At 64.7% G+C, this 26,795-nt stretch carries 30 protein-coding genes and 1 other RNA gene; 19 read left to right on the top strand and 12 right to left on the bottom strand.

Annotation, left to right across the window (positions count from 1 at the left end):
* Positions 1–55: 55 nt before the first annotated feature.
* Genes cydX through cydP form a run of 4 tightly spaced genes read right to left on the bottom strand, consistent with a single transcriptional unit; the run spans position 56 to position 3,136 of the window.
* The gene (gene cydX / locus ACVWWJ_RS20915; protein WP_052767214.1) at positions 56–193 is read right to left on the bottom strand and encodes a cytochrome bd-I oxidase subunit CydX; all 138 of its coding nucleotides are present in this window, start codon (positions 191–193) and stop codon (positions 56–58) included.
* 12 nt (positions 194–205) lie between these two features.
* A complete protein-coding gene (gene cydB, locus ACVWWJ_RS20920) occupies positions 206–1,336 on the bottom strand; it encodes a cytochrome d ubiquinol oxidase subunit II (RefSeq protein ID WP_456969337.1) in 1,131 nt (376 codons plus the stop codon).
* A 10-nt stretch (positions 1,337–1,346) separates the two neighbouring features.
* Positions 1,347–2,915, bottom strand: a complete 1,569-nt coding sequence (locus tag ACVWWJ_RS20925; protein ID WP_456969751.1) for a cytochrome ubiquinol oxidase subunit I — start codon at positions 2,913–2,915, stop codon at positions 1,347–1,349.
* Entirely contained in the window at positions 2,915–3,136 is a 222-nt protein-coding gene (gene cydP, locus ACVWWJ_RS20930) for a cytochrome oxidase putative small subunit CydP (RefSeq protein ID WP_456969338.1), read from the bottom strand. The genes ACVWWJ_RS20925 and cydP overlap by 1 nt, the downstream gene beginning before the upstream one ends.
* 139 nt (positions 3,137–3,275) lie before the next feature.
* Here cydP and ACVWWJ_RS20935 point away from each other — a divergent pair, with 139 nt between their 5' ends.
* Positions 3,276–4,349, top strand: coding sequence for an acyltransferase family protein (locus ACVWWJ_RS20935; protein ID WP_456969339.1), 1,074 nt, complete (start codon positions 3,276–3,278; stop codon positions 4,347–4,349).
* Between the two features lie 135 nt (positions 4,350–4,484).
* Here the strand turns inward: ACVWWJ_RS20935 and ACVWWJ_RS20940 are convergent, their stop codons facing one another.
* Both ACVWWJ_RS20940 and ACVWWJ_RS20945 read right to left on the bottom strand, forming a co-directional pair.
* Positions 4,485–5,777, bottom strand: a complete 1,293-nt coding sequence (locus ACVWWJ_RS20940) for an aminopeptidase P N-terminal domain-containing protein (RefSeq protein ID WP_456969340.1) — start codon at positions 5,775–5,777, stop codon at positions 4,485–4,487.
* Complete coding sequence (locus ACVWWJ_RS20945) at positions 5,774–6,340, bottom strand: UPF0149 family protein (protein WP_456969341.1); 567 nt, start codon at positions 6,338–6,340, stop codon at positions 5,774–5,776. Before ACVWWJ_RS20945 ends, ACVWWJ_RS20940 begins: the two co-directional genes overlap by 4 nt.
* Before the next feature lie 91 nt (positions 6,341–6,431).
* Here ACVWWJ_RS20945 and ACVWWJ_RS20950 point away from each other — a divergent pair, with 91 nt between their 5' ends.
* The 11 genes from ACVWWJ_RS20950 to ACVWWJ_RS21000 all read left to right on the top strand — a co-directional run bounded on the left by ACVWWJ_RS20950 (position 6,432) and on the right by ACVWWJ_RS21000 (position 16,231).
* The gene (locus ACVWWJ_RS20950) at positions 6,432–6,656 is read left to right on the top strand and encodes a TIGR02449 family protein (RefSeq protein WP_046967973.1); all 225 of its coding nucleotides are present in this window, start codon (positions 6,432–6,434) and stop codon (positions 6,654–6,656) included.
* An 8-nt stretch (positions 6,657–6,664) separates the two neighbouring features.
* The gene (locus ACVWWJ_RS20955; RefSeq protein ID WP_159890049.1) at positions 6,665–6,973 is read left to right on the top strand and encodes a cell division protein ZapA; all 309 of its coding nucleotides are present in this window, start codon (positions 6,665–6,667) and stop codon (positions 6,971–6,973) included.
* A 7-nt stretch (positions 6,974–6,980) separates the two neighbouring features.
* Positions 6,981–7,164: non-coding RNA, 6S RNA (gene ssrS / locus ACVWWJ_RS20960), on the top strand.
* A gap of 109 nt (positions 7,165–7,273) precedes the next feature.
* Positions 7,274–7,885: a 5-formyltetrahydrofolate cyclo-ligase gene (locus tag ACVWWJ_RS20965; RefSeq protein WP_456969342.1), complete on the top strand. Its 612-nt coding sequence runs from the start codon at positions 7,274–7,276 to the stop codon at positions 7,883–7,885.
* Between the two features lie 11 nt (positions 7,886–7,896).
* Positions 7,897–8,340 (top strand): EVE domain-containing protein, encoded by a 444-nt coding sequence (locus ACVWWJ_RS20970; RefSeq protein WP_456969343.1) that lies wholly within the window; start codon positions 7,897–7,899, stop codon positions 8,338–8,340.
* The gene (gene rpiA / locus ACVWWJ_RS20975; RefSeq protein WP_159890043.1) at positions 8,337–8,993 is read left to right on the top strand and encodes a ribose-5-phosphate isomerase RpiA; all 657 of its coding nucleotides are present in this window, start codon (positions 8,337–8,339) and stop codon (positions 8,991–8,993) included. Before ACVWWJ_RS20970 ends, rpiA begins: the two co-directional genes overlap by 4 nt.
* A gap of 157 nt (positions 8,994–9,150) precedes the next feature.
* Positions 9,151–10,608: a DNA recombination protein RmuC gene (locus ACVWWJ_RS20980; protein WP_456969344.1), complete on the top strand. Its 1,458-nt coding sequence runs from the start codon at positions 9,151–9,153 to the stop codon at positions 10,606–10,608.
* 225 nt (positions 10,609–10,833) lie between these two features.
* Entirely contained in the window at positions 10,834–11,430 is a 597-nt protein-coding gene (gene folE / locus ACVWWJ_RS20985) for a GTP cyclohydrolase I FolE (RefSeq protein WP_159890039.1), read from the top strand.
* Positions 11,431–11,432: 2 nt separating this feature from the next.
* On the top strand, positions 11,433–12,743 hold the full coding sequence (locus tag ACVWWJ_RS20990) for a hypothetical protein (protein WP_159890037.1): 1,311 nt from the start codon (positions 11,433–11,435) through the stop codon (positions 12,741–12,743).
* On the top strand, positions 12,736–13,443 hold the full coding sequence (locus ACVWWJ_RS20995) for a hypothetical protein (RefSeq protein WP_159890035.1): 708 nt from the start codon (positions 12,736–12,738) through the stop codon (positions 13,441–13,443). The genes ACVWWJ_RS20990 and ACVWWJ_RS20995 overlap by 8 nt, the downstream gene beginning before the upstream one ends.
* On the top strand, positions 13,436–16,231 hold the full coding sequence (locus ACVWWJ_RS21000; protein WP_456969345.1) for an AAA family ATPase: 2,796 nt from the start codon (positions 13,436–13,438) through the stop codon (positions 16,229–16,231). Before ACVWWJ_RS20995 ends, ACVWWJ_RS21000 begins: the two co-directional genes overlap by 8 nt.
* A 16-nt stretch (positions 16,232–16,247) precedes the next feature.
* Here ACVWWJ_RS21000 and ACVWWJ_RS21005 read toward each other — a convergent pair whose 3' ends face one another.
* A complete protein-coding gene (locus tag ACVWWJ_RS21005) occupies positions 16,248–16,655 on the bottom strand; it encodes a hypothetical protein (RefSeq protein ID WP_456969346.1) in 408 nt (135 codons plus the stop codon).
* A gap of 105 nt (positions 16,656–16,760) precedes the next feature.
* On the bottom strand, positions 16,761–17,717 hold the full coding sequence (gene cysK / locus ACVWWJ_RS21010) for a cysteine synthase A (RefSeq protein ID WP_456969347.1): 957 nt from the start codon (positions 17,715–17,717) through the stop codon (positions 16,761–16,763).
* A gap of 92 nt (positions 17,718–17,809) precedes the next feature.
* Between cysK and ACVWWJ_RS21015 the strand changes: the two genes are divergently transcribed.
* Positions 17,810–18,154, top strand: coding sequence for an EF-hand domain-containing protein (locus tag ACVWWJ_RS21015; protein ID WP_456969348.1), 345 nt, complete (start codon positions 17,810–17,812; stop codon positions 18,152–18,154).
* 22 nt (positions 18,155–18,176) lie between these two features.
* Here the strand turns inward: ACVWWJ_RS21015 and ACVWWJ_RS21020 are convergent, their stop codons facing one another.
* A complete protein-coding gene (locus ACVWWJ_RS21020) occupies positions 18,177–19,064 on the bottom strand; it encodes an alpha/beta fold hydrolase (RefSeq protein WP_456969349.1) in 888 nt (295 codons plus the stop codon).
* An 81-nt stretch (positions 19,065–19,145) separates the two neighbouring features.
* Between ACVWWJ_RS21020 and ACVWWJ_RS21025 the strand changes: the two genes are divergently transcribed.
* The 3 genes from ACVWWJ_RS21025 (at position 19,146) to ACVWWJ_RS21035 (ending at position 22,383) form a co-directional block, all read left to right on the top strand.
* Entirely contained in the window at positions 19,146–19,691 is a 546-nt protein-coding gene (locus tag ACVWWJ_RS21025; protein ID WP_456969350.1) for a TetR/AcrR family transcriptional regulator, read from the top strand.
* 57 nt (positions 19,692–19,748) lie between these two features.
* Positions 19,749–20,933 carry a cation:proton antiporter gene (locus ACVWWJ_RS21030; RefSeq protein WP_456969351.1) on the top strand — a complete coding sequence of 395 codons (1,185 nt, stop codon included), beginning with the start codon at positions 19,749–19,751 and terminating at the stop codon, positions 20,931–20,933.
* Between the two features lie 85 nt (positions 20,934–21,018).
* Positions 21,019–22,383 (top strand): GGDEF domain-containing protein, encoded by a 1,365-nt coding sequence (locus ACVWWJ_RS21035; protein ID WP_456969352.1) that lies wholly within the window; start codon positions 21,019–21,021, stop codon positions 22,381–22,383.
* Between the two features lie 32 nt (positions 22,384–22,415).
* On the opposite strand, the gene ACVWWJ_RS21040 is transcribed toward ACVWWJ_RS21035, so the two are convergent.
* Entirely contained in the window at positions 22,416–23,114 is a 699-nt protein-coding gene (locus ACVWWJ_RS21040) for a VIT1/CCC1 transporter family protein (RefSeq protein WP_456969353.1), read from the bottom strand.
* Between the two features lie 122 nt (positions 23,115–23,236).
* Here ACVWWJ_RS21040 and ACVWWJ_RS21045 point away from each other — a divergent pair, with 122 nt between their 5' ends.
* Positions 23,237–23,743, top strand: coding sequence for a DUF1993 domain-containing protein (locus ACVWWJ_RS21045; RefSeq protein ID WP_456969354.1), 507 nt, complete (start codon positions 23,237–23,239; stop codon positions 23,741–23,743).
* Between the two features lie 65 nt (positions 23,744–23,808).
* Here the strand turns inward: ACVWWJ_RS21045 and ACVWWJ_RS21050 are convergent, their stop codons facing one another.
* Both ACVWWJ_RS21050 and ACVWWJ_RS21055 read right to left on the bottom strand, forming a co-directional pair.
* On the bottom strand, positions 23,809–24,570 hold the full coding sequence (locus tag ACVWWJ_RS21050; protein WP_456969355.1) for an ABC transporter permease: 762 nt from the start codon (positions 24,568–24,570) through the stop codon (positions 23,809–23,811).
* Positions 24,567–25,523, bottom strand: coding sequence for an ABC transporter ATP-binding protein (locus ACVWWJ_RS21055; RefSeq protein ID WP_456969356.1), 957 nt, complete (start codon positions 25,521–25,523; stop codon positions 24,567–24,569). The genes ACVWWJ_RS21050 and ACVWWJ_RS21055 overlap by 4 nt, the downstream gene beginning before the upstream one ends.
* Positions 25,524–25,651: 128 nt before the next feature.
* On the opposite strand from ACVWWJ_RS21055, the gene ACVWWJ_RS21060 reads away from it, so the two are divergent.
* Entirely contained in the window at positions 25,652–26,146 is a 495-nt protein-coding gene (locus ACVWWJ_RS21060; RefSeq protein ID WP_456969357.1) for a DUF1993 domain-containing protein, read from the top strand.
* The gene (locus ACVWWJ_RS21065; RefSeq protein WP_456969358.1) at positions 26,143–26,727 is read left to right on the top strand and encodes a DNA-3-methyladenine glycosylase I; all 585 of its coding nucleotides are present in this window, start codon (positions 26,143–26,145) and stop codon (positions 26,725–26,727) included. Before ACVWWJ_RS21060 ends, ACVWWJ_RS21065 begins: the two co-directional genes overlap by 4 nt.
* The last annotated feature ends 68 nt before the right edge of the window (positions 26,728–26,795 follow it).

Consider the following 26,795-nt stretch of genomic DNA (forward strand, 5'->3'; position numbering starts at 1 on the left):
TTTTGTGGGAGCCGCTTAAGCGGCTCCCACATTGAACCTCACCCCTTGAAGCCGTTTAAGGACCCTCGTGCTTCGGCATCGGATCGCGCTTCAGCGTGGCCTCGTCGTCCGAGTGCACCTCGTACCAGATCGCATTGAGGATGCCGAAGGCGGCGGCCAGGCCAAGTCCCAATATCCAGGCGAAATACCACATGGCTGTGCTCCTTCAGTACATGTTGTGCGACTTGCGCACGTGTTCGAGGGTGACCCGGCCGCGCATGACGCGGTAGACCCAGCCGGTGTAGAGCAGGATCAGCGGGATGAAGACGACGGTCACGCCGAGCATGATCAGCAACGTGCCGCGGCTGGACGACGCATCCCACACGGTGAGGCTCGATGTCGGGTCGGCGGCTGACGGCATGAGGAACGGGAACAGCGCGAAGCCTGCGGAGAGAATGGTGCCGGCCACGGCAAGGCAACTGCAGAAGAAGCCCAGAAAGCCCCGTTTGCCGACGAATAGCTGTAGGCCGAGGGCACCGATGAACGCGACGACCGGACCGGCCCAGAAGTACGGATGCGTTAGGTAACTGGCGAACCAGGTTCCACCCACGGCCACCTGCTTGTTCATTGGATTGGACATGGCGTCCGTCACCACGGGCCCGGATACCGCGTAGCCGGGAATCCCGTAGGCCAGCCAGATACCCGCCAGCACGAACAGCACGATGTACACGGCGGATGCTATGCGCGACACCTTCGCCGCGCGCTCGGCAATCACATGATCGGCCTTCATCGCCGCCCAACTCGCCCCGTGCGCCAGCAACATGCTCAGGCTCACCAATCCTGAGAGCAGTGCGAACGGCCGGAACAGCTGTAAGAACGTTCCCTCCCACGTCATCCGCAGATCACCGTCGTAGTGGAACGGCAAGCCCAGGAACAAATTCCCAAACGCGACGCCGCACACGAGCATCACGATCACGCCCGACGCAATCAGGCACGTATCCCACACGGCCCGCCAGCGCGGATCGTCGACCTTCTCGCGAAAGTTGAAACCGACCGGGCGAACGATGAAAGCCACGAGCAGGACGAACATCGCCACGTAGAGGCCGGAGAACGACGCGGCATACAACAGCGGCCACGCGGCGAATACAGCGCCGCCGCCCAGGATGAACCACACCTGGTTTCCTTCCCACGTAGGCTCGATCGTCTCCAGCAACACGATTCGCTCATGCTCATCGCGACCGAGGATGCGCAACAGGGCCGCGACGCCGAAGTCGAAGCCGTCCATGACCGCGAAGCCGATCAGCAGGATCCCGATCAGGGCCCACCAGATCACGCGCAGGGTTTCGTAATCGAACATGTCGTTCTCCTCAAACCGTCTGCGCGGTGACGGGAATGGCGTCGGGCTTCTTCGGCCACATGCCGAGGCCGTCCGGTCCCTTGCGGGCGAACTTGAGCATCAGGTAGCCGTCGACGAAGGCCAGCGCCGTGTAGAACAGCACGAAGCCGCCTAGCGAAATCCAGATCTGCCCCGCTGTGAGCGACGAAGCACCCAGGGCCGTTGGCAACACGCCTTCGATCGCCCAGGGCTGGCGACCGTACTCCGCGACGATCCAGCCCAGCTCCGCCGCCACCCACGGCAGCGGCAGGCTCCACAGTGCGACGGTCAGAAAACGACGACCGTCGAGGCGCCGCGTACTCGAACGCCAGAACGCATAAGCGAAAAGGAAAATGAAGTACATCCCGCAGGCGACCATGATGCGGAACGACCAGAACAGCACGGGCACGTTAGGAATGGTGCTGTCCGCTGCTCGCTGGATATCCGCCGGGGTCGCCTTGCGAGGATCGTCCATGAAGCGCTTCAGCAGCAGCGCGTAGCCCATGTCCTTGTCATGCGCCGCAAGGATGGCCTTCGCCTGCGCATCGTCCTTGTTCTCGCGCAGGACGAGCATGGCGTCATAGGCCTGGATGCCGTAGGCGATGCGAAGCTTTGCATCGTCGACCAGCTGCGCAATGCCGAGAATCGGTTGATCGATCGAGCGCGTACCGATCAAACCCATCAACCAGGGCACGCGGATCGCCGCGTGGGTTTCACGGGCCTTCGTGTCCGGCAGGCCAAACAGCGTGAACGAGGCCGGCGCCAGCTCGGTTTCCCACATGGCCTCGATCGCGGCCATCTTCATCTTCTGGTTTTCGGAGACGGTGTATCCGGACTCATCACCCAGGACCACGACGGACAACGCTGCTGCGAGGCCGAAGCTCGCGGCGACCGTGATCGACCGCTTGGCGAAGTCCACGTTGCGACCGCGCAGCAGGTACCACGCGCTGATCGAGAGCACGAACATCGCGCCCATCGTGTAACCGGCACTCACCGTGTGCACGAACTTCGACTGGGCTACCGGATTGAAGATCACTTCCTTGAACGAGGTGACCTCCATGCGCATCGTCTGCGGATTGAAGGCGGCGCCGACCGGGTTTTGCATCCACGCATTTGCGATCAGTATCCATAGCGCCGAGAGGCTCGTCGCCAGCGCGAGGAACCAGGTCACCAGCATGTGCTTGAGCGGCGAGATGCGGTCCCAGCCGAAGAAGAACAGGCCGACCAGCGTACCTTCGAGGAAGAAGGCCATCATGCCTTCGATCGCCAGCGGCGCACCGAAGATGTCGCCGACGTAATGTGAGTAGTAAGCCCAGTTCGTGCCGAACTGGAACTCCATGGTTACGCCGGTGGCAACGCCCATTGCGAAGTTGATGCCGAAAAGCACGCCCCAGAACTGGGTCATGCGTTTCCACACCTCGCGCCGCGTCATCACGTACACGCTCTCCATGATGGCGAGCATGAAGGCGAGGCCGAGCGTGAGCGGCACGAAGAGAAAGTGGTACAGCGCCGTCAGTGCGAACTGCAGACGCGACAGGCCGACGACATCGGGGTCGACGATCATGGCTTGGATCCCTGGGTAGAGGCGGAAGCGGGCGCGAGCATCCGACCGACACCGGCCGGGGATACGTCCGCACGGGGCAGCGGCCGGATGGCCACGTACCAGATGATCATGAGCAGGATGAGCTTGGCGACGACGATCAGCGACAGCTCGAGGGCGAGCCTCGGCAGGGGCTTCTTGTCGCGCCAGCGACGGCGCCTGGGTAGTACGTCGACAATCATGGGTGCGACTCCCTCGATTCCCTGAACATCTGCCGGCATCGTATGCCCGGCGAGCCGACCGCGATCCATGGCCGATTGTCGCAACCGGCTGACCGCGTATCCTTCGGTTTCCCCTCGTTGGCCGAAGCGTACCCCCGGGATGACTCTTAAGAAAGTGCGCTACGCCTCAGTCGATGTCATACGGGGAATCACCGTCGCGGCCATGTTGCTGGTCAACGATCCGGGCGACTGGGGCCATGTCTGGTGGCCTCTGGAACATGCCGAATGGAACGGCTGCACGCCGACCGACCTGGTGTTTCCGCTATTCCTTTTCATCGTCGGCGTGTCGGTTTCGCTGGCCATCGTGCCGCGGATCGAAGCCGGCGCCGAGCGTGCACCGATTCGGCATGCGGCGTTGCGCCGCGCTGCCCGCATCGTCGGATTGGGCTTGCTGCTGAACCTCATGGCGTGGATAGCGATCCCCGAAGCGCACCTTCGAATCCCTGGCGTGCTTCAGCGAATCGGGATCTGCTTCGCGGCGGCCGCGCTATTTGCCGTCGACACGCGGCCGCGGACCCGCGATGTCATTGGCGTGTTGCTACTGGTCGTTTACGGCGCACTACTTCTTGCCGGTGGCTCCCTCGAACCGTGGACCAACATCGTCAGTCGCTTCGATACAGCCGTGTTCGGCCCCTTCGTCTACATGACGGACCCGGCCACTGGCCGTGGTCACGATCCCGAGGGCCTGCTCGCCACGCTGCCTGCCCTGGCAACGACCCTGCTCGGTATGCGCGCTGGTGCGTGGCTGCGTGCTGGTGACACGCGCCGCCTGGCCATTGCCGCGATCGTCTGTGCGGTGGCGGGCTGGTTTCTGCAGCCGCTGTGGCCCTTCAACAAGAACCTGTGGACGCCGAGCTACGTACTCTGGACCGGTGGCTGGTCGTTCGCCCTGCTGGCCCTCTTCCATGTACTTGTCGACGAGCGCGGCTGGAAACTCCCGGGCCGCGCCTTCGGGGTCAATGCCATCGCTGCCTACGCGGGTTCCGGCCTGATGGTTTACCTGCTGATCGGGCTGGGGATCGCCGCGCCGCTCTACCGCGTGGTCTTTGCCTCGTGGATGACGCCGCTGTTTGGCCCCTATGTGCCTTCAGCCGCGTGGGGCGTCGTCTTCGTCGCCATCTGGTGGCTCGTGGTCCGCTGGATGGACAAGCGCGGAATTTATCTCAAAGTCTGAGAAACCCCGCCCCTGCAGAACTCGGACCGACATGTGGGAGCCGCTTCAGCGGCGATCCCGCGGCAGCGGGCCAGGCTGAGGCAAGCACCCATTCGCCGATGAATCGGCTCCCACATCCCACAGAAGCCGGGATGTTCAGCGTTCGAGGGCGTCCGGGGACTTGGGGACCATTGCCGTGAGCACATCGGGTGCGCCTTTGGTCACCGCCACGTCGTCTTCGATTCGGATACCGATGCCGCGCCAGCGCTCGTCCACGTTCTTGTCGTTCGGCGGGACGTAGATGCCGGGCTCGACGGTAACCACCATGCCTTCCTCGAGGACGCGCGGCTCGCCGTCGATGCGGTAATCGCCGACATCGTGCACGTCCAGCCCGAGCCAGTGGCCGGTCTTGCTGGGGAAATAGGTTTTGTAGCTGCCTTCGGCGATAGCGCGATCGGCGCCGCCCTTCAGGATACCGACGGCACACAGACCTTCGGCGATCACACGCACGGCGGCATCGTGGGCATCGCCGAACGAGCGGCCCGGACGCACCGCGTCGATCGCGGCGAGCTGTGCTTCGTGGACGATCTCGTAAAGCGCCCGCTGCGCCACCGTGAAGCGCCCTCCGACCGGGAAGGTCCGCGTGATGTCCGAGGCATAGCAGTCGACTTCGGCGCCCGCGTCGATGAGCAGCAGGTCGCCGTCCTTCAGCGTGGCCCGGTTCGCCTGGTAATGCATGATGCAGGCATTCGCGCCGCCAGCCACCGTCGGCGGGAAGGCCGGTACCGCGCCCTGGCTGCGAATACTGCGGAGAATCTCGCCTTCGATCTCGTACTCGGCCACGCCCGGACGGGCCAGGGCCATGGCGGCGATGTGCGCCGCGCCGGCCACTTCGCCGGCGCGCCGCATGAGGGAGAGCTCGTCGCGTGATTTGAACAGGCGCAGGTCGTGCAACAGATGACTGAGTGCCACCAGATCCTTCGGCACCACGCCGCCCCCGCGCGCCGTGCGCAGGCGGCGCATCCAGCCCAGCAGCCGGGCGTCGAAATCCGGCTCCTGGCCGAAGTGGCAATAGACCCGCGCCCTGCCCTCGATCATTCCCGGAAGGATGTCGTCGATATCATCGATCGGAAAGGCGTCGTCGAGGCGAAGCTCGCGCGCGGCACGATCCGTGCCCATGCGCTCGCCGTCCCAGCGCTCGCGATCGGCATCGCGCTCGCGGCAGAAAAGCACGGTTTCGCCGTGAGCTCGCCCTGGTAGCAGCGCGAGCACGGCCTCAGGCTCGCCGAAACCGGTGAGATAGTGGAAGTCGGAGTCCTGCCGGTACGGCCAGGGGGCGTCGGCGTTGCGCATGCGCTCGGGCGCAGCAGCGAGGATCAGTACCGCATCCTCGCCCGCCATGCGCATCAGCTCCCGGCGCCGCCGGGCGTACTCGGCGGCGGAGATCAATGCAGGGTGTCGCCAGCCGGTCGCGATACACGGCTGAACTCGGCGTGCAGCAGGAGCGCGCCGGTGCGGACGTACTCTTCGATCTCGGTCAGGTTCTCGTCGTTGACGTCGTCGTCCTTATCGAACTCGAACTCCGTCGTGGCGATGCCCGCGAGGTCCTTGAGGAGCTCGCGTGCCTCTTCGCTCATGTTTTTATTGGCTTCGGGCGAGCCGCCCAGGCCAAAGCCACCGAGGAAGCCCTCGGACCATTCGCTCAGGGCCTCCGCGCGCTCGGCGATTGGTGCGTCATCGTCCGGCAGCCAGGGCGAGAAGGTGAGGTCCGCGTCAGCCAGCCATTCTTCGGTCTGGTGACGGAGGCGGGTGAGCATGCCCTGCTCTTCCACCGTCGGTGCCGGGTCGGGCTCGAGTTCGAGCGCCGCCAGCACGGATCCGTGAGGGAAACGGCCGCCGGCACTGATGTAACCCACCAGGGCGCCATGGAATTCACTCACCGACATGGCCAGCTTGCAACGTCCGATGAGTTCGAAGATCTCTTCGGGATCGACGGTCTGGTTGGCGGACATGGGGGTACTCCTCGATAACTTTGCCATGCAGTCTAATACAGGTGCCTTCACCCCCTGCTGACAAGGCCGGACCTCCTGTTATAGTCCGCGCATGACGAACCCGGATGCCTTCAAGACCGAAGTGGAAGCCCTGAGCGCAACGCTCGACCGGCTCGTCGATACCGTTCGCCGTCTCCACGAGGAAAACCGCAGCCTGCGGCACAGCCAGGAACAGCTGGCGAACGAACGTGCGGGACTCATGGCGCGCAACGAACAGGCGCGCGGCCGTGTCGAAGCAATGATCCAGCGCCTGAAGGCGCTCGAGAACACGGGCTGATCTGTCACATGAATGCTTCCGCCAGCGAACCGGTATCCCTCCGCCTGCTCGACCGCGAGTTTCATATCGCCTGCGCGCCCGAGGAACGGGCCGGCCTGGTCGCCGCCGCCCAGTTTCTCGACGGCAAGATGCGCGAGCTCAAGGCCAACGCCAAGGCCCCTGGATTCGACCGGATCGCCGTCCTGACGGCCGTCAGCATCGCCCACGAGCTGCTTTCGCTCAGAAAGGAGCACGAGTCGCAGGAACAGGTGCTGACCGACGGATTGGCTTCCCTTCGCAAGAAGCTTGATGGTCTGCTCGACGCACCGGTAAAATAGCCGAAGGCGTTCCCTGCGGTGTTCGCCAGCGCACTTTACATTTGCCTTGTTCCTACATACGACCCCGGGTCGGCTTTTCGTGGCTGTTGTGCATGTCCGCCTTTGTGCGGAAAGCCTGGATGCTGCGTAGCTCTCCCACCTGATCCTTTGGATCAAGGTCGTTTGGTGCGCAGCGGCATCGCGGAGAACGCCTCTCCTTAATCAGCCGATCGGCCCCAGGGCCGGTCAGCGCCCCTGTCGCGGCACCGGCTGGGGCGGCTCGACGGCAACCTTCGACCGTGCCGTTCAGCTGAGCCGCCCATGTCAAAGCTTCCCGAGAGACGCGAACTTCGAGCCGACCTCGTCCAGCGCCGGCGCCAGCTGAAGCCGGCCGAGCGCGTTGCGGCGGCCCAGGGCCTGCGCCATTCCCTGGAGCAACTGCCCGAATTCCTTACCGACGCGCATGTAGCGGGCTACTGGGCAACCGGTGGCGAGCTGCCGCTCAACATGGCCATCGCGCCGCTCGCCGAGCGCGGCCAGACCTTCTACCTGCCCATCGTGACCAAATCCGGCGGCAAGCGCCGCCTCACGTTTGCGCCGTGGACCACGGGTGAGGACGTCGAATCCAACGACATGGGTATTCCGGAGCCCAAGGCCTCCGAGCGCATCGTCGAGGCCAACAAGCTCGATCTGGTCCTGGTTCCCCTGCTCGGTTTCGACCGCAAGGGCAACCGCCTGGGCTTCGGTGGCGGCTATTACGACCGCAGCTTCGAGTTCCTGCACGGCCAGAAGCGCCCGGCCCAGCCCCTGCTGGTCGGCGTGGGTTATCACTTCCAGGAACTGGATGCGATCACCACGGCCGAGTGGGACATCTCGCTCGACTACATCGCGACCGACAAAGAGCTGATCGACTGCACGGGCGGCGCCGAGTGAACTATTGGCTCATGAAATCCGAGCCGGATGCGTTCTCGATTGACGACCTGAAGCGCAAAGGCAGCGAACCCTGGGACGGCGTGCGCAATTACCAGGCGCGGAACTTCATGCGTGACGGCATGAAGGTCGGCGACAAGATCTTCTTTTATCACTCGAATACGGATGTCCCCGGCATCGTCGGCATTGCCACGGTGGCCTCACCGGCGTATCCGGACGAGAGCCAGTTCAACAAGAAATCCAAGTACTACGACGAGAAATCCACGCGTGAAGAACCGCGCTGGATGCTTATCGACGTGAAGTTCGAGCGCAAGCTCGCACGCACCATCTCGCTCGAAGAACTGAAGAACCGCGACGAACTCGTCGATATGCCGTTGGTCCGCAAAGGTAACCGCCTGTCGGTCATGCCGGTCGCCAGGAGCGACTGGGATTTCATCCTTACGCTGGAAAAGCCATGAGCCAGGACAACGAGAAGCGCCTCGCCGCCGAGACCGCGGCGCATCGTTACGTCGAGAACGGCACGTTCAAGGGCGGCATCATCGGCGTAGGTACGGGCTCGACGGTGAATTTCTTCATCGATGCGCTTGCGCCTTTCCGCGACAAGATCAAGGCTGCGGTTTCAAGCTCGGAAGCCTCCAGCGATCGCCTGCGCAAACTCGGCATCGACGTGCTCGACCTCAACGCCGCCGGCCGCCTCGACATCTATGTCGACGGTGCCGACGAGTGCGACGGGCAGAAACGCCTGATCAAAGGCGGCGGTGCGGCACTCACGCGCGAGAAAATCGTCGCAGCGGCCTCCGACAAGTTCATCTGCATCATCGACTCGACCAAGCAGGTCGACGTGCTCGGCAAGTTTCCCCTGCCGATCGAAGTGATCCCCATGGCGCGCAGCCTCGTAGCCCGCGAAATCGTCGCCCTCGGCGGCCAGCCGGTGTGGCGCGACGGTGTCGTCACCGACAACGGCAACTGGATCCTCGACGTGCACAACTGGCGCATCACCCAGCCGGTCGAGCTAGAGGCCACGCTCAACCAGATCGTCGGCGTCGTCGCCGTCGGCCTGTTCGCGAAACGCCCGGCGGATGTCGTCATCGTCGGCAACCGCGAACTGTAGGACATGTGAGAGCCGATTCATCGGCGAATGGTAAATAACCCGCTGCGCAGCGGCGGCTCGTTACAGGTTGCTTGCCTCACGCTCCACCGAAGGAAGAGCTCGCCGATAAATCGGCTCCTACCGGGCAGGACGCGGGTCGATGGTACCCTCTCGCCCCATGACGCTCGAATCCATTCTCCTCATTGTTCTCCTGGTGCTGGCCATTGCCTGCATCGGCCTGCTGCTCGCACTGCTCTCGCGCGGTAAACAGGATGACGGTAACGCCGGCCGCCTCGATGCCCTGCGCGAAGACAGTCGCCGCCTCGAAACGGTGCTGCGCGACGAGCAACGCGCCGGACGCGGTGAGCTTGGCGAGAGTTTCAGTCAGTTCCGCGGCCATGTGCAGGAACAGATGAACCTGGCGGCCGAGCGCCAACATGAGCGCATCGAAGGCTTTGGCCGGCGCCTGGACCAACTCACCGAACGCACCGATATCGGTCTGCAGAGCCTGCGCCAGGGCCTGGCCGACGACTCGCGCAAGACCCGCGAGGAATCCGCGCTCACCCTCAAGCACTTCGGCGAACTGCTCGACCAGCGTTTCACCGCGCTGACGACCGATAACGAAAAGCGTTTGGGCGAGGTCCGCGCCACGCTGGAGACCCGCCTGGCGGCGATCCAGCAGGACAACGCGGCCAAGCTCGAACAAATGCGCGCCACGGTGGATGAGAAGCTCCAGTCGACCCTGGAAACCCGCCTGGGCCAATCCTTCCAGCTCGTGTCCGAGCGCCTTGAAGCCGTCCAGCGCGGCCTCGGCGAGATGCAGGTGCTGGCGGCCGGCGTCGGCGATCTCAAGCGCGTGCTCACCAACGTGAAGACCCGCGGCACGTTCGGCGAAGTCCAGCTCGGTGCACTGCTCGAGCAGATCCTCGTCGCCGAGCAGTACGCTGCCAATGTCGCGACCGTACCCGGCTCGGCCGACCGCGTGGAATACGCCATCCGCCTGCCCGGCACGGAAGAAGGCACGCCGGTCTGGCTGCCCATCGACGCGAAGTACCCGATCGAGGATTACCAGCGCCTGCTCGACTTCCAGGACGCCGCCGACGCCGAGGGCGTCCTTGTCGCCGGCAAGGCCCTGGAACTGCGTGTGCGCGAGGAAGCCAAGCGAATCCACACGAAGTACGTGGCACCGCCCCACACGACCGATTTCGCCATCCTGTTCCTGCCGACCGAAGGCCTTTATGCCGAAGTGATACGCCGGCCGGGCCTGTCCGATCAGCTGCAGCGCGAGTACCGCGTCACCATCGCCGGCCCGACCACGCTGACCGCCCTGCTCAACAGCCTGCAGATGGGTTTCCGCACCCTGGCCATCGAGAAGCGCTCGTCCGAGGTGTGGCAGGTGCTGGGCGCGGTCAAGAACGAGTTCAGCAAGTTCGGTACGGTGCTGGAAAAGACCCGCAAGCAGCTGGATACGGTGCGTAACAGCATCGACAGCGCCGGCACCCGGACCCGGGCCATCGAACGCAAGCTGCGTGGCGTGGAGTCGCTGACCGGCGACCAGTCGCAAGCCTTGCTGGAATTGCCGGCCGACCTTGATGAGCCGGAGGCAGAAGCCGCCCCGGATCAGTCCGAAGACTGACCGTTGGAACGGCTTCCTGTGGGAGCCGCTTCCTGTGGGCCGCTTCCTGTGGGCCGCTTCCTGTGGGCCGCTTCCTGTGGGAGCCGCTTCAGCGGCGATTGGGTGCTGGCCAAGACCCAGCCCGCTGCCGCGGGATCGCCGCTGAAGCGGCTCCCACAATCGCCGATGAATCGGCTCCCACATTCCTTATAGAATGGGCGTTTGCACCCTCAAGGAATCCCCCCGATGAGCGACGACGAAAAGTCCCGTCCGGTCACCCGCGAACAGGCCGAAGATGCGGTACGCACGCTCCTGCTGTGGGCGGGTGAGGATCCGAAGCGCGAAGGCCTGCTGGATACGCCCAAGCGCGTGGTCAAGGCCTACTCGGATTGGTTCAAGGGTTACGACGAAGATCCCGCCGAATACCTGCGCCGCACCTTCAAGGAAGTCGAAGGCTACGACGAGATGATCGTCCTGCGCGACATCGAATTCGAGAGCCACTGCGAGCACCACATGGCGCCGATCATCGGCCGTGCCCACGTGGGCTACGTGCCGACCGACCGCGTCGTCGGCATCAGCAAACTCGCCCGCGTGGTCGACGGCTTCGCCCGCCGCTTCCAGGTGCAGGAAAAGCTCACCGCGCAAATCGCTCATTGCATCGAAGACACCTTGCGTCCGCGCGGCGTAGGTGTGGTCATCGACGCGAGCCATGAGTGCATGACCACCCGCGGCGTGCACAAGCGCGGCGTCTCCATGGTCACCAGCCAGATGCTCGGCAGCTTCCGCGAAGATCCCCGCACACGTGGCGAATTCCTTCGCTTCGTCGGCGTCGACCGTCGCTGACATTGAGCGGACCGACCGACACCACCCTCCACGACGAACGCCTGCAGGATCTCTTCCGCGACGGCTTCGTCGCCGAGGATCTTCCCGCCGTCTTCCCGCTACTGCGGGGACGCGGGCTGCTGCGTGCGTTCTCGGCGCTATTCCACGGTAGCGAAGCGCAGGTCTTGCTGCGCCTCTTGGTGCTGCGCACGCTGGGTGCACGCTCGCATGCCTCGGAATGGACGCCCCAGGAGATCCGCGACCACCTGGCCTTCGTCGACACGGTGAAGCTGGAAACCGTGGTCCAGCGCCTGAAGGATCACGAGCTTCTCGTCTACGACGGCGAAACCCAGCGTTATCGCGTGGGTCCGCTGGGCCGGAAGGCACTCGCCTCCCTGGCGGTGATGCTGGAGTTCGAGAACGACGATGACGATGGCCTCGGATACCTGACCGCACAGCTCGCCGCCGGCCAGGCCGTCGGACGCGTGTCGGTCGATGAACTCGGGCATCTTCTGTCGCGCCTGAGCGAACTGAAGGAAGACTTCGACCGCGCAGTCCTCTCCGGCTCGGAGCACCGTATCCGTCGCGCCGCGGAACGCCTGGATTCGGTATGGACTTGGGTGGAAAAAGGCACCGAAGTGGTTGCTGGCATCACCGAGAAGGAAGAGCTCGAACCGGCGGCGCATCGCCTTGCCCAGGCCGTGGGCCGCGCACAAAGCGCCCTGCTCCGCCAGGCCGGCATCTTCCAGCGGGAACTGAACAAGATCGACCAGCATCGCGTCCACCTCGGGCGCACCGGACTGTCCTCGTCCGACCTCGTCGGCTGGCTGCGCGCCCTGGATGTCGACGCACTGGCTTCATTCGAGGACGGCCAGCTCCTGATGCCCTTGCCGGCGCCCTTCATCCACGACCAGATTGCGCTGGACGTGGCGGAGTTCGAATTGCTCGAGCGCGAGCGCCTCGCCGCAGAGAGCACGGCCTTGCCTGGCGCCGAAGAACCGCCGGACACGGCCGACCTCGCCATGGACGAGGAAGACCTGCGCTTCCTCGCCGACTGGCATGCCGAGCTTGCTGCCATCGCGACACCGCGCGAACTTGCCGACACGCTGATCGGCGACGACTACGCGCTTTCGGCCTACCGCCTTTCCCTGCTCGGCCTGCTCGGTGATCCCGAGTCCGCGGCACTGGAAGGCGGCACCGCCGACCTCGCGCGATTGCCCCTCACGCTCGAGATCGAGCCGATCCTGATCGAGACCGACCTGCCCCAGATCGCGCTGGTGAGCTCCGGACGATTGCGTCCGCGAGCTCCCGCCAAGGACACCACCGATGCATGATGAAACCGCCACCCTGGTCACCCGGCTGCTCGCCCAGCGCTGGTTGCCACGCGACGATGTGCACGCCCGCAAGGCGCTGCTGGACGACGCCTTCCGCGAAGAACTCGACCGCCGGCTCGAATCGGTCGGCCTGGAACTGCGCGAGCATCCCTATGCCGCGTACATCGGCCTCGCCGTCGCGAGAAAGAGCGAGCGCGCCGTGTTCGGCGGTAGCGACAGCTGGATTTCGAATACCTTGCAGCTGGATCGCGACGGCGTCGCGCTGCTGGTCGTTATCTGGGCCCTGATCGTGCTGCCGAAGCGCCAGCGCCAGGTCGAGCGACAGGGTGTCGAAGCCGCCGCCTCGCAGAGCCAGATGTTCGCCGAGCAGAAGCCCATTCCGCGCGACCCGACGGTATCCCCGGTGATCGCCGAGCGCACCCTGCTCGCTGATTTCGGCGACAAACTCGGCGGCAAGACGCGCGTCGGTTTCAACCTCGGCACACTCAATCGCCTGGGCTTCATCATCCGACGCAAAGGCGAGGTTGCCGAAGGCCCACTGCTCGACCTCGCCTTCGATTACGAGCGCACGGCGCGGCGCATCCTCGATGGCGCACTCGGCGACCTTCTTGCCGAAGCCGCGGCACGCCCGCCCTCCGCGCCGATGGATGACATCGACGACGAGCCCATGGACGAGATCGAGGAGAACGCCGATGTTTGATTTCCGCAGCCTCGAAGTCGTCCACTGGGATTACTGGCAGCGCTTCATCCTGCCGCTGGATACGAATATCGTGACCGTGGTTGGTCCGAACGGCTCGGGCAAGACGACCCTTCTCGATGCCTTGCGCACCCTGCTTACCATCGACTGCGCCGGCAACCGAGACTACAAGAGCTACCTGCGCCATAACGGCAAGCCCTTTGCGTGGCTGCGCGCCCGCGTGGGCAACACGCCGGGCCCCAGCGGCGAGCGCCCGTTCTTTCCGCTGATGGACCGCGAGGTCACCCTGGCCTGCCGCATCCAGAAGAAGGGTGGTGAGTGGACGCGGCAGTACGCCGTCGTCGGCGGTGACGTGAGCGTGGAAGAGATCGAGGCGCGTAACGACTTCCTCGGCCTGCGCGAGTACCGCGTGCGCCTGGAAGGTGCCGGCCTGTCGCAGGCGATCCGTCGCGTTCTCACGCTTGAGCAGGGCGCTACCGACAAGCTCTGCCAGATGCCGCCCAAGGCACTGCTCGACCTCGTCTTCGACGTGTTCGGCGACAAGGCCGTGCTCGACGACTACCAGCGCGCGCGTAATGAACAGAACGAAGCCGATCGCGAACAGCACGGACTCGAGCACCAGCTCTCGTTGATCGGCGTGAGCCTGCAGGAAGCCGAGGCCCGCGCGCGCTCGTTCCAGGAATGGAATGCGTTGAAGAGCGAGCGGGTGGACCTGGTCGCAGACATGCTTCCACGTACCGAGCTCGCCGAACTCGGGGCAGGCATCCGTGGTGCCCGACCGCCCCTGACCGGCGTGAAGCGACGCGTCGGCGAACTCGAGGCGCGGGATGCAGAACTGACGCGCCTGCTCGGCGAATTCGATGCCGGCGGCGAAGCGTTGCGTAGCGAGCAGCATGAAGCCGATCTCGCCCGCCAGCAGACCCAGAAGAGCCTCGACGCCGCACGCGCCGAGCTCGCGCAGAACGACCTGCTGATCAAGCAGGAACTGCGCCTGCGCGAGATGGTCGCGGCGCAGGGCGGTGCCGATCATGAGCGCCTTGCCGATGTGGCGCGCGACGCCCGTGCGCGGGTCAATGCGCTGCAGGGTGAGGAAACCACCCTCCGCCAGCAACTGGCGACGCTTACCAGCCAGCTGTCGGCATGGCGCAGCGGTCGCCGCTACACGCCCGACTTCGAAGCCGATTTCCGCCGCGCATTGGAAAGCGCCGGTATTCGCCACAGCATGCTCAGCGAGATCGTCGAGATCGTCGAACCGCGCTGGCAACCGGCCGTCGAGGCCGTGCTGGCGGGCTATCGACACGTCGTCCTGCTGGATGACCCGCGCGATCGCGAGAAGGCCTGGAAACTCGGCGAACAGCATCGCTACAAGCACTTCGTCGTGGCTGACCGCGAGCCGGCGCAGAACGCCACGCGCGGTTCGTTGCTCGAGGTCGTCGAATTCTCGGCCGCCGCGCCTGACTGGCTGCTGCGCAACCTCGACCGTATTCGTCGTGTCGAGGATATCGCCGATGGCTCGAAATTCGGGCGCGAACAGGACTGGATCACGCCGCAGGGCTATTTCCGCGAACGTCGCGGTGGCCGCCACCTCGGCGTCGACGACATGTATTTCGGCGCGGGCGCCCGTGATCGGCAACTGCGCGATGGCGAGGCGAAGTTGCGTGACATTGAAGCGCGCCTTCGCGACATCGCGAGCGAGCGCAAGCAATCCCTCGCTCGCGCGACCGATGCCGAGGGCGTGCTTCGTGGCGCCAGTGCGAGCAGCCAGCTCGCCGACCGTGCAGACGAATTCACCGAAGCGCATGAGCAACAGGCACGCCTTCGCGAGGACGTCCAGCGCACTGCGGACAGCCACGTCGCGGCAGAGAATCACTACGAGGGCGTGCGCGAGAAGCGCCTGAAGACATCCAATGCGCGCGACAACGCGGCGCGCGAACAGCGCGTGGTGCAGAACCAGCTCGCCGATACGGTCCGCCAGCACCATCAGCTGCGCAACGACCAGATCGACCGCCTCAAGGCGTTCCGCATCAAGCGTGCACATGTCGGCCTGGCGCAACGCAGCCGCGCCGCGATGGCTGCGCTGCGTGAGCGCTACGAGTCGCCATCCTCCGTGCGCCGCGAAATCGAACGTGTCGAGCGCCGCCTCGACGAAGGGCATTGGGAGCAGGATGCCAGCGTGGTGGCCCTGCGCGAGAAGCTCTGGACCGATCACGACGGCCTCAAGCTGGATCTCGAAAAGCGCCGCGTCCATCTGGAACGTGCTTCTCGCATCACTCACGAAGCGCGTGGTGCGTACATCCAGGTCTTGCGCAACACCGTTCGCCGCTACGCCAAGAACCTCAAGGTGCTCGCCGAACTGGCAGGCATCGGTGTCGATGTCGAACTGCCCGAGCTGAGCAATGACGACCTCGCCCTCGCCTCGGCTGCGCTGCAGGTGCGCTTCGAGTTCGACAAGAAAGGCTGGATCGGCATGGACGACGGTGAAGCGTCTGGCGGCCAGCAGGTGATGAAGTCGCTGCTGCTTCTTGTCGCCCTCATGCGCGATGAGGATCGACCCGGCGGTTTCGTCTTCATCGACGAGCCTTTCGCCCACCTGGACATCTTCAACATCGACAAGGTAGGCGCTTTCCTGAAATCCACCCGCGCGCAATACATCCTGACCACGCCAGCCACGCATAACGTCAATGTGTTCCAGCCGTCGGAGTTGACGTTGGTGACCAGCAAGCGGCGGCCCGGAGCGACCTGGGCGCAGCCGCTGGCTGTGCTGCGCAAGCGACCTGCTGCCGCGGCGTGATAAGGACGAACGGGCTCTAGTAAAGCCCCGTCTCGCCCGGCACCGGATTGTCCTCACCCGTCCCGTCCAGCGCATCGCCACTCGCGGTCGTCGGACGGTAACGCGTGGGGTCGTGCTCGTCGTACTCGTCCTGGGTGAGCGCTTTACGTCGGGCGAGCAAGTACGCCGTCGCAATAGCTCCAAGCCCGAGGCTGACACCGATCGCGATACCCAGGCTCTTGCGGCTTCGTGTCCGCCCGCCGGCCGCGGTCAGCGCCCTGGTCGTCGCCAGGGCCTTAGTAGCAAGCGTGCCGGCACGTCCCGCGTAATCACGCGCGTAACCGCGCGCCGCGTCGTAGGCATCACGCGGCGGATAGTCCTGCACGAGTTGCTGGGCGTGGGCGAGGAGTTCCTCGCTGATGGTCTTGCGGCGCAGAAAGGTCATGGCGGTCTCCTCGAATTCAGGCGCCTACCGTGACGTTGAACATGTGATGACAACGCAGCGATCCCGTTCTCGACGGATAACGAAATCGCTGCGGCCGACCTTGTCTCAGCCGAGGCTTTCGAGCCATGCGGTGTCCGACCCTTCCTCGACACCCTCGAACAGGAAGGTCGACAGGTAGCGCTCACCCGTGTCGGGAAGCATGGCGAGGATCACGCTGTCCTGGGGAGCACTTTCAGCGAAAGACAGTGCGGCGGCCACCGTGGCACCAGCCGACACACCGACGAACAGGCCTTCTTCCTTCGCCAGGCGCCGCGCGGTGTCGCGGGCGACTACCTCGTCCACCGGAAGATTGATGTCGAAAACCTTCCGATTGAGCACCTCCGGCACGAAGTCCGGTGTCCAGCCCTGGATCTTGTGCGGCGACCAGGGCTTGTCTGCCAGCAGGGGAGCGGCGGCCGGCTCGGAAACGACGATCTTCACCTCGGGGCGGGCCAGCTTCAGCATCTCACCCACGCCCGTAAGCGTGCCACCCGTGCCCCAGCCGGTAACGAAGGCATCGAGGCGGCGTCCCGCGAAGTCCTGCAGGATTTCGGCGGCGGTCGTGCTGCGGTGATACGCCGGATTGGCCGGGTTGGCGAACTGCCTCGGCAGGAACCAGCCGTGCTTCGCCGCCAGTTCTTCGGCACGGCGCACCATGCCACTACCGCGTTCCGCAGCGGGCGTGAGGATGACCCGGGCGCCGTAGGCACGCATGAGCTTCCGACGCTCCACCGAGAAGCTGTCCGCCATGATCGCGACGAACTTGTAGCCCTTAGCCGCGCAGACCATGGCCAGGGCGACGCCGGTGTTGCCGGAGGTGGCCTCGATCACGGTGTCACCCGGTTTCAAAAGGCCTTTCTGCTCGGCATCGAGGATGACCGCGATGGCGAGGCGGTCCTTCACCGAGCCGCCCGGATTGAACGATTCGACCTTGGCGTAGAGGGTGACGTGCGATGGCGCCAGGCGGTGCAGGCGCACGATGGGCGTACGGCCGATCGTGTCGAGGATGCTGTCGTAGATCATCGGCGGTCCCTTGGCTGGAGGGTAAGGAGCCAAAGGTACTCCCACGATGCATGGGGCGACAAACCGAAGCCTTTCCCGCAGACTCCTGCCCCATGAATCGACGTCCATACGCCCTGGTGGCCTTCACGCTCTTCGCCGGCGGCGCGCTGGCCCAGGACTTCCCGCGCACGCCCGCCGAGTACCTGCAGCGGATGGACGCAAATGGCGATGGCCGGATCGACGAGGCCGAGTACGTCCGCTACATGAGCCAGGGCTTTCTGCGCATGGACGTCAACGGCGACGGCGTCATCGACGCCAACGACGGCCCGATGAGGCCTGGCGCCCGGCCCATTCATCTGGATGAGTTCCAGCGCAACCTGATCCACCAGTTCCACAAGCTGGACAGGAACAAGGACGGCTACCTAAACGCGAAGGAACTCTCCCAGCCGCCGATGTAATGGCGGCTGGCGGAGCGTTAGCTCAGGCTTTCAGCTTGCGCACGAGGAAGTCGCGGATATAACCGGCGATCTCGTTGGCATGCGTCTCCAGGGCGAAGTGCCCGGTATCGAGGAAATGCACCTCGGCCTCCGGAAGGTCCCGCTTGTACGCCTCGGCACCCGGCGGAATGAAGAACGGATCGTGCTTGCCCCAGACCGCCAGCAGCGGCGGCTGATGCTCCCGGAAGTACGCCTGGAAATCCGGGTAACGCGCCACGTTGCTGCGGTAGTCGAGCACGAGGTCGAGCTGGATCTCGTCGGCTCCCGGGCGGCTCATGTACGCGATATCCAACGTGTAGCCATCCGGCGACAGCCGGGTCAGATCGGTGCCCGTGCCGTACTGGATGTCACGAATGGTTTCCGGCGCCAGCGCGTCGCGGGTGGCCTCCCGATTTTCCTGGGTGGGTTCGCGCCAGTAACGCTGCCACGACTCCCAGGCCGGGCTGAAGCCGTCGAGGTAGGCGTTGCCGTTCTGCGTGATGATCGCGGTGACGCGCTCCGGATGCGCCAACGCCAGGCGCAGACCGGTCGGCGCGCCGTAGTCGAAGATATAGAGCGCGTACTTCGTCAGGCCGATGGCGTCGACAAAACCGCCGATCACGTTGGCCAGGTTATCGAACGTGTAGTCGAAGTCGCCGCGCTTGGGCGCCTTCGTCTGGCCATAGCCCGGCAGGTCGGGGGCGATGACGCGGTAGCGATCGGCCAGCAACGGGATCAGGTCTCGGAACATGTGGCCCGAGGTCGGGAAGCCGTGGAGGAGCAGGATCACCGGGGCGTCGGCCGGGCCGGCCTCACGATAAAAGACCTCGACATTGCCGACGGCCTGGCTGCGGTACTGAACGGTCGGAAGGACGGGAGCGGGAGCGTTCATGACGGATCTCCGGGGAATGAATTCGGGGGGCCGATCTGTTAGAATAGATCCGACCGGTCGGTAGTTTATGCGGAGCATTCGATGAAAGCAAGCCTGGGTTTGATCATCCGTGAAGCAAGGGAGCTGTTCCGGCACCACGGCTACGACGGCGCCTCCATGCAGGACCTCGCCACGAAGGTGGGCCTTAAGAAGGCGAGCCTCTACACGCGCTTCCCGACCAAGGAAGCCCTGGTGCCCGAGGTGCTGACCCTCACCAACGACGAACTGTTCGCCGAACTGCCGGAAGGCGATCCTCTCGCCGCCTATGGCGTGGTGCTAGAACGGATCGCGCGTGGCTTGTCCGAGGAGATCCGCTGCGTCGGGTTGCACCTGGCGTATGGAGCATCGGGGCCGGATACCCCTGAAGCGGCCGTCGCGGTGCGGGGGTTCTTTACCGGGCAACGCGATCGGCTGACGGCGTTGATTGCGCCGTCGGTGGGTGAGGTGCGTGCGCGCGAGTTGGCTGGCGATGCCATTGCGCGGTTGGAGGGGGCGACGGTGTGGACGGTTGTCGAGGGGGATGCTGAGCCGATGGCGCGGGCGTTGAGGATGTCGTTGGAGGAAGTCGCGAGTGCCGTTCGCCGATAAATCGGCTCCCACAGAGTGGGCGGTCGTGTAGGCTCTGCCGGGGATTTGGGGAGAGCGATGAATACGACGGAACTGTTCCTGATCGCGATGACGATCATTCTTGGCGTGCCGTATCTGATCTGGCGCGTGTTCCGCACCGACTACTGGGCGCCGCTGGTCGTCGTGCAGATCCTTACAGGCATCCTGCTCGGGCCAGGCGTACTCGGAAAGGCTTTCCCGGACTATTACGCGACAGTATTTGCGCCGCCGGTGATTGGCGCGTTGAACGGCATCGCCTGGTGGGCGGTGATGGTCTTTGTATGGATTGCCGGCATCGAGCTGGACCTGCGTGAAGCGTGGAAACAGCGTCGCGAATGTGGCACCACCGCCGCCTTCGCGCTGGCTGCGCCGTTGGTCGCTGGCAGCCTTGCCGCCGTCGGCATGCTGGCGTGGCGCAGTGGCTGGATGGGCGAGGCCGCGAGCACGTGGCAGTTCATCCTCGGTATCGGCATGGCCTGCGCGGTAACTGCACTTCCCATCCTGATCCTGCTGATGGAGAAGATGGGTATCCTGCGAGAGCCGCTTGGCCAGCGTGTACTTCGCTATGCAAGCCTCGACGATCTCGCTATCTGGGCCGTGCTCGCGATCATCCTGCTCGACTGGAAACGTGTCGGCCATCAAGTCGCGTTCCTTGCCATCTTCGGCGTAGCGGCATGGCTGTTTCGCCGTCTCATGGCGCGACTGCCAGAGACGGATCGCTATTTCGTTGGTCTCATCTGGCTGGCCGCGTGCGCTTACGGCGCGGACTGGTCCGGGCTGCACTTCATGGTGGGGGCCTTCCTCGCCGGGGCCGTGATGGAACGCGACTGGTTCAATCTCGAACGCCTCGACAGCCTTCGTCACAATGTGTTGCTCGTCATCATGCCGGTGTTCTTTCTCTCCACCGGCCTGCGCACCGATTGGCAGATCGGTGGGGCCGCGGTCTTCATCGCCGCTTCGCTGCTGCTGGTCGCGTCGGTCGCAGGCAAGCTCGCCGGCGTGGGGATCGCCGGCAAGCTGCTCGGCTGGAAGCGCGGCGACGCGTGGACGGTAGGCTGGTTGCTGCAGACGAAAGCGCTGATCATGATCATCTTCGTCAACGTATTGCTCGACCGCCGCATCATCACCAGCGAAACCTTCACCGCCCTGCTGCTCATGGCTGTGGCGAGCACCATGCTGACCACGCCCATCGTGGCACCAAGGCTCAAACGCCTGACGGCATGACCTCGAACGCCGAATTGCCGAGCTAACCCCCGTGATTTCTCGTAGTATGGCCCACGTATTCGGCAGTTAACGCGACCGTTGGGGCGTGCGTTTGGACAACCATGTCTGGGAAAGCAAGTATCACGAGGCCGTTGAACGGTTGAGTCGTGAAGAAGCACAGTGGCGGACCGCCGAGTCCCTGCTGCGCCAGCTCGTTGGCTGTCTCGGACGCGCCGCCCACGGTGCCCACGATCAGGTCGATACCCATATCGAACGCCTCTCCGGTGCCTTGCAGGGCCCGATGGACGCGATGACGCTCGAGCCCCTGGTCAACGGCCTCACCGAGGCCATGAACAACCTCGGCGCCCGGCCCCGCGGCACGCATACGGAACAATCCATCGCGATCACGCGGCCCACGCGCACGGAACACGGTTCCTCCGTGCAGTCCGCGCTGAGCCGGCTGGTCGACCGGATCATCGTGTTGCCGCGCCTGGCCGACCGCGCCAACGATCTTCGTCACGATGTGGCTGACGCGGGCGACCTGGTCGCCCTTGCCTCCTGCGGTGACCGCCTTGCCGACCTCATCAACGAACAGCGTATCGGTCTGCAGCGTGAAATCGACGCCCTGCAGGCCGTGCTTCGCCATGTAACGAGCCGGCTCGACGAGCTGAGCCAGTACATGTCGCGCGAGCTGGCCGACCAATCCAGCGGTGAGGCCAACGGGCAGGCCCTCGATGCCTCGGTGGCCCACGAGATGCGACTGCTGAGCGAAGCCGCTCTCGAGTACGACGACGTGCACGACCTGCGCGAGCGGGTGAACAGCTGCCTCGAGACGATCGCCCAGTGTTTCAGCGAGTTCCGCGATCGCGAGGGTTCGCGCCTGACGGCATACCGCGAGCGCGCCGAGAAGATGCGCCAGCGCATCGAACAACTGGAAACCGAACGCAATACGTTACAGCGCTCACTCGAGCGCGAGCACGAGCTGGCGCAGACCGACACCATGATCGGCATGCCCAACCGGCTGGCCTACGAGAAGCGCATCGAAGCCGCGTTTGAGAGCTGGCAGACCACGACGCGTCCGCTCAGCATCGCAGCGATCGATATCGATCACTTCAAGAGCATCAACGATACCTACGGACACACCGCTGGCGATGCGGTGTTGCGCATCATCGGCCAGGCCCTGCTCAAGTACGTGCGGCCCTGCGATTTCGTCGCGCGCTACGGCGGTGAGGAATTCATCGTGTTGTTCGACGGCGCCGACGAAGCCGAGTCCATGCAGGTGTGCGAACGCCTGCGCGGAAAGATCCAGCACCTCGCTTTCCACGCCAGCCGCCAGCCGGTACGCGTAACGGCGTCGATCGGACTGGCGCAGTTCCAGCCAGGCGATACCCCGCAGACCGTGTTCGATCGCGCCGACCTCGCGCTGTATACGGCGAAGAACGGCGGTCGTAACCGCTGCGTCGCGGGCTAGTACCTACCCGCCGGCCAACCGGCCGCTGCCAGTCAAACTGCCGCGTCGAAGATCTTTCCGACCACCGCCGACAGAGCCATCGCCAGCGCGCCCCAGAACACGATGCGCGCCACGCTTCGCGTGGTATTCGCACCGCCGAGGCGCGCTGAGATGGCACCGAGGATGGCGAGCGCCAGCAACGATACGCCCACCGTGATCCATGCCAACTGCTCGCGCGGCGACCACACGGCGGCAAGGATCGGCAGGATAGCGCCCGCCGCGAAGCTCACGGCAGACGCCGCAGCAGCCTGCAGCGGCTTCGCCGCCGTCGTCACCGACAGGCCCAGTTCGTCGCGAGCGTGGGCTTCGAGTGCATTGTGTTTCATGAGCTGCTCGGCCACCTCGTGCGCGAGAGGCCGGTCGAGGCCGCGCCGCACGTAGATCTCGGTGAGCTCCCTGTGCTCGCCGGTCGGGTCGTCCTCCAACTCGCGCGATTCCAGGTCCAGCTCTGCCTGCTCGCTATCCGCCTGCGATCGCACGGAAACGTATTCCCCGGCCGCCATGGACATCGCGCCGGCGACCAGGCCGGCGACACCGGCCAGCAAGACGCTGCCCGCGGCCGCCTGCGCCGAGGCCACTCCCACCAGCAGGCTCGCAGTAGAAAGAATGCCGTCATTGGCACCGAGTACCGCCGCGCGCAGCCAGCCGATGCGATCCAGCCGGTGATGTTCGCGATGTTTAGGCCTGAGCATCGGGCGCCTTCTCCGGGTGGGGTGGGACATCCTAACCCCACACCCCGTCGACGCGTCGCCAACGAACCCGCACACTACGCCGCCGCGGCCATCCGGCCGCCACCCACGACAAGAGCCCCGCCATGTCCATCTCCATGTACCAGACCTGCGTACCCGTCCTCGTGCGCGCCCTCAACAATCTTTCCGCCGTGCTGGCCAAGGGCGCTGCCCATGCCGCCGAGCGCAACATCGCGCCGGAGGTGCTGCTGCATACGCGCATCACCCCCGACATGTTCCCGCTGATCCGCCAGGTGCAGATCGCCACGGACATGGCCAAGGGCGCAGGCGCCCGCCTCGCCGGCGTCGAGCCGCCGAAGATGGAAGACAACGAGACGAGCTTCGACGAACTGCAGGCGCGCATCGCCACCGTGATCAAGCAGCTCGAGGCATTCACGCCGGCGCAGATCGACGGCAGTGAAGATCGCGCGGTGGTGCTGAAGACCCGCGGCGGCGAGCAGACCCTCCGTGGCCAGGATTACCTGCTGGGCTTCGTCCTGCCGAACGTGTATTTCCACAGCACCACGGCGTACGCGATCCTGCGCGGCGTCGGCGTGGTGTTGGGCAAGACCGACTTCATCGGCAAGCCGTAAGCATCGCGGCTGCCGACAGCCCCTGCTTCTTGTGGGAGCCGCTTCAGCGGCTCCCACATTTCCTGTCAGCTCTTGAGCTTCCAGCCGGTGCGGAAGATCCACCAGACCACGGCGAGGCAGATCAGCAGGAAGCCGATCGTCGCTCCCGCACTGACAAGAACATTCACATCCGCCTGCCCATAGAAGCTCCAGCGGAATCCGTTCACCAGGTAGACCACGGGGTTGAACAGGGTGATCTTCTGCCATACCGGGGGCAGCATGTTGATCGAGTAGAAGCTGCCACCGAGGAAGGTGAGCGGCGTGATCACCATCAAGGGCACGACCTGCAGTTTTTGGAAGTCGTCGGCCCACAGGCCGATGATGAAACCGAACAGGCTGAAGGTCACCGCGGTGAGCACGAGGAAGGCCAGCATCCAGAACGGATGCTGGATCTCGTAGGCGACGAAGAAACGCGCCGTCAGCAGGATAAGCAGGCCGAGGATCACCGACTTGGTCGCCGCCGCACCTACGTAGCCGATCACGACTTCCACGTACGACACGGGCGCGGATAACAGTTCATAGATCGTCCCCGCCCACTTCGGCATGTAGATGCCGAACGATGCATTGGAAATGCTCTCGTTGAGCAACGACAGCATGATCAGGCCGGGGATGATGAAGGCGCCGTAGCTCACGCCGCCGATCGCGCCCATGCGCGAACCGATCGCCGCGCCGAAGACCACGAAGTACAGCGACGTCGACAGTACCGGTGACGCGATGCTCTGCATCAGGGTGCGGAAGGTACGGGCCATTTCGAAGCGATAGATGGCACGGATCGCATGGATGTTCATACGCCGCCCCTCACCAGGCTAACGAAAATATCCTCGAGCGAGCTCTCGCTGGAATGCAGGTCCTTGAAGTCGATACCGAGCTCACCGAGCTTGCGCAGCAGCATGGCGATGCCTGTGTCGTTGCCCTGGGTGTCGAAGGTATAGGTGAGGCACTGGCCGTCCGCCGACAATTCCAGCGGCCATTCGCGCAGGCCCTCCGGCACCGCTGCGAGCGGGCTCTGCAAGGACAGCGTGAGCTGCTTCTTGCCGAGCTTCTGCATCAACGTGTGCTTCTCTTCCACCAGCACGATCTCGCCGCGATTGATGACCCCGATGCGATCGGCCATCTGCTCGGCTTCCTCGATGTAGTGCGTGGTCAGGATGATGGTGACGCCCGACTCGCGCAGGCGACGTACCATCTCCCACATGTCGTGACGCAGTTCGACGTCGACACCGGCCGTAGGCTCATCCAGGAACAGGACTCGCGGTTCGTGCGCCAGCGCCTTGGCGATCAGGACACGCCGTTTCATGCCGCCTGACAGCACCATGATTTTCGAATCCTTCTTTTCCCATAGCGACAGGTCGCGAAGGATCCGTTCAAGGTGCACAGGATTGGGTGCCTTGCCGAACAGGCCGCGGCTGAACTTCACCGTGGCCCAGACCGTTTCGAACGCATCCGTGGAAAGCTCCTGCGGCACCAGTCCGATCAGGCCGCGGGCCGCACGGTAATCGCGCGCGATGTCGTGGCCATCCACGTGCACGCTGCCCTCGCTACCGTTGACGATGCCGCAGATAATGCTGATGAGCGTGGTCTTGCCGGCGCCGTTGGGACCGAGCAGGGCGAAGATCTCGCCGCGGCGGATCTCCAGGTCCACGTTGTTGAGAGCGTGATGGCCGCTCTTGTAGTACTTGGATAGGCCGCGCACCGAGACGATGGCGTCGGGCGCGGAAGTCGAAGCTTCGAGTGGCGACATGGGGACCCGCGGATCGATGGGTAAGGCGGCCGATGGTAGACCGATTGGACGAAGGATGCCTGCCTTGTCGGATGCCCCCGCCACCCCCAGATCGGACCGGATTGCCCAACCCAAAGGCCCTGCCCGCCATGACTATTTCTGCCTACGACGCTTCGGTCCCTGTCTTCGTCCGCGGCTTCCGCGTGCTCGCCGACCTGCTTGACCTGGCCGCGGCCCAGCCCGACGGCGCCCGCCTGATCGAGGCCCGGCTTGCGCCCGACATGCTCAACCTCGCCGGCCAGGTGCAGCGCGCCAGCGACACCGCCAAGTTCGCCATCGCCCGGATCGGCGAGGTACAGCCGCCCTCCTTCGACGACAACGAGACGACCTTTGCCGACCTGCGCAAGCGTATCGACAGCACGGTTGCCTGGATCGAGTCCGTGGACCGCGCGGTGATCGAGGCTGGCGAAACGCGCCCGCTGTCGCGCAAGTTCAAGGACACCGAGCACACCTTCACCGCGGCTTCGTACCTGCTGACCTTCGCGATTCCGAACTTCTTCTTCCACGTGACGACGGCCTACGACATCCTCCGCCACAACGGCCTTGCGGTCGGCAAACTGGATTACCTCGGCTTCAACGGGTGAGCGACGGCAAGACCCGCTGCGCCTGGGGGGAGTCCGACGAACTCATGCGCGCTTACCACGACACCGAGTGGGGCGTGCCTGAGCGCGACGGGCGCAAACTTTGGGAGAAGCTCATCCTCGACGGCTTCCAGGCCGGCCTGTCATGGCGGACGATCCTTGCCCGTCGCGACGGGTTCCGACGCGCCTTCGAGGGTTTCGATCCGGAACGCGTGGCAGCCTATGGACCTGACGACGTCGCACGCCTGCTCGGTGACGCCGGCATCATCCGCTCACGCAGCAAGATCGGTGCCGCGATCAACAATGCAAAGGCCTTCCTTGTCATGCGGGCGTCGGGAGAGGATTTCGCCCGGTTCTGCTGGGACGCGGTCGGCGGCCAGCCCATCCTCTGGGAAGGACCGGTGCCGCCTAACAGCCCCCTGTCAGAGGAGGTTTCCAAGGCGTTGCGCAAACGCGGCTTCACCTTCGTCGGGCCGACCATCGTGTTCGCCTGGATGGAAGCCACCGGCCTGATCAATTCGCATGCCGGCGATTGTTTCAGGCGCGACGAAGTGGCCCGCAAAACCATGCGCCACAAGGGTTAACGGGTTTTTTAGCCGGATCGGCGTAGCGTGGACTCGACACCGCTCCGCGGTGCCTGCGTCAGGTCTAC

The organism is Luteibacter sp. HA06 (assembly GCF_054061215.1).

Coding starts and splice junctions, on each gene's coding strand:
- ACVWWJ_RS20945 (WP_456969341.1), bottom strand. CDS start 6,340: ATGTCCGCCAACCAGACCGTCGATCCCGAAGAGATCTTCGAACTCATC.
- rpiA (WP_159890043.1), top strand. CDS start 8,337: ATGAGCCAGGACAACGAGAAGCGCCTCGCCGCCGAGACCGCGGCGCAT.
- cydB (WP_456969337.1), bottom strand. CDS start 1,336: ATGTTCGATTACGAAACCCTGCGCGTGATCTGGTGGGCCCTGATCGGG.
- ACVWWJ_RS21045 (WP_456969354.1), top strand. CDS start 23,237: ATGTCCATCTCCATGTACCAGACCTGCGTACCCGTCCTCGTGCGCGCC.
- ACVWWJ_RS20955 (WP_159890049.1), top strand. CDS start 6,665: ATGAATGCTTCCGCCAGCGAACCGGTATCCCTCCGCCTGCTCGACCGC.
- ACVWWJ_RS21025 (WP_456969350.1), top strand. CDS start 19,146: ATGAAAGCAAGCCTGGGTTTGATCATCCGTGAAGCAAGGGAGCTGTTC.
- ACVWWJ_RS20935 (WP_456969339.1), top strand. CDS start 3,276: ATGACTCTTAAGAAAGTGCGCTACGCCTCAGTCGATGTCATACGGGGA.
- ACVWWJ_RS21060 (WP_456969357.1), top strand. CDS start 25,652: ATGACTATTTCTGCCTACGACGCTTCGGTCCCTGTCTTCGTCCGCGGC.
- ACVWWJ_RS21040 (WP_456969353.1), bottom strand. CDS start 23,114: ATGCTCAGGCCTAAACATCGCGAACATCACCGGCTGGATCGCATCGGC.
- ACVWWJ_RS20995 (WP_159890035.1), top strand. CDS start 12,736: ATGCATGATGAAACCGCCACCCTGGTCACCCGGCTGCTCGCCCAGCGC.
- cysK (WP_456969347.1), bottom strand. CDS start 17,717: ATGATCTACGACAGCATCCTCGACACGATCGGCCGTACGCCCATCGTG.
- folE (WP_159890039.1), top strand. CDS start 10,834: ATGAGCGACGACGAAAAGTCCCGTCCGGTCACCCGCGAACAGGCCGAA.
- ACVWWJ_RS21005 (WP_456969346.1), bottom strand. CDS start 16,655: ATGACCTTTCTGCGCCGCAAGACCATCAGCGAGGAACTCCTCGCCCAC.
- ACVWWJ_RS20965 (WP_456969342.1), top strand. CDS start 7,274: ATGTCAAAGCTTCCCGAGAGACGCGAACTTCGAGCCGACCTCGTCCAG.
- cydX (WP_052767214.1), bottom strand. CDS start 193: ATGTGGTATTTCGCCTGGATATTGGGACTTGGCCTGGCCGCCGCCTTC.
- ACVWWJ_RS21030 (WP_456969351.1), top strand. CDS start 19,749: ATGAATACGACGGAACTGTTCCTGATCGCGATGACGATCATTCTTGGC.
- ACVWWJ_RS21050 (WP_456969355.1), bottom strand. CDS start 24,570: ATGAACATCCATGCGATCCGTGCCATCTATCGCTTCGAAATGGCCCGT.
- cydP (WP_456969338.1), bottom strand. CDS start 3,136: ATGATTGTCGACGTACTACCCAGGCGCCGTCGCTGGCGCGACAAGAAG.
- ACVWWJ_RS21055 (WP_456969356.1), bottom strand. CDS start 25,523: ATGTCGCCACTCGAAGCTTCGACTTCCGCGCCCGACGCCATCGTCTCG.
- ACVWWJ_RS20980 (WP_456969344.1), top strand. CDS start 9,151: ATGACGCTCGAATCCATTCTCCTCATTGTTCTCCTGGTGCTGGCCATT.
- ACVWWJ_RS20970 (WP_456969343.1), top strand. CDS start 7,897: ATGAAATCCGAGCCGGATGCGTTCTCGATTGACGACCTGAAGCGCAAA.
- ACVWWJ_RS20950 (WP_046967973.1), top strand. CDS start 6,432: ATGACGAACCCGGATGCCTTCAAGACCGAAGTGGAAGCCCTGAGCGCA.
- ACVWWJ_RS21015 (WP_456969348.1), top strand. CDS start 17,810: ATGAATCGACGTCCATACGCCCTGGTGGCCTTCACGCTCTTCGCCGGC.
- ACVWWJ_RS21000 (WP_456969345.1), top strand. CDS start 13,436: ATGTTTGATTTCCGCAGCCTCGAAGTCGTCCACTGGGATTACTGGCAG.
- ACVWWJ_RS21020 (WP_456969349.1), bottom strand. CDS start 19,064: ATGAACGCTCCCGCTCCCGTCCTTCCGACCGTTCAGTACCGCAGCCAG.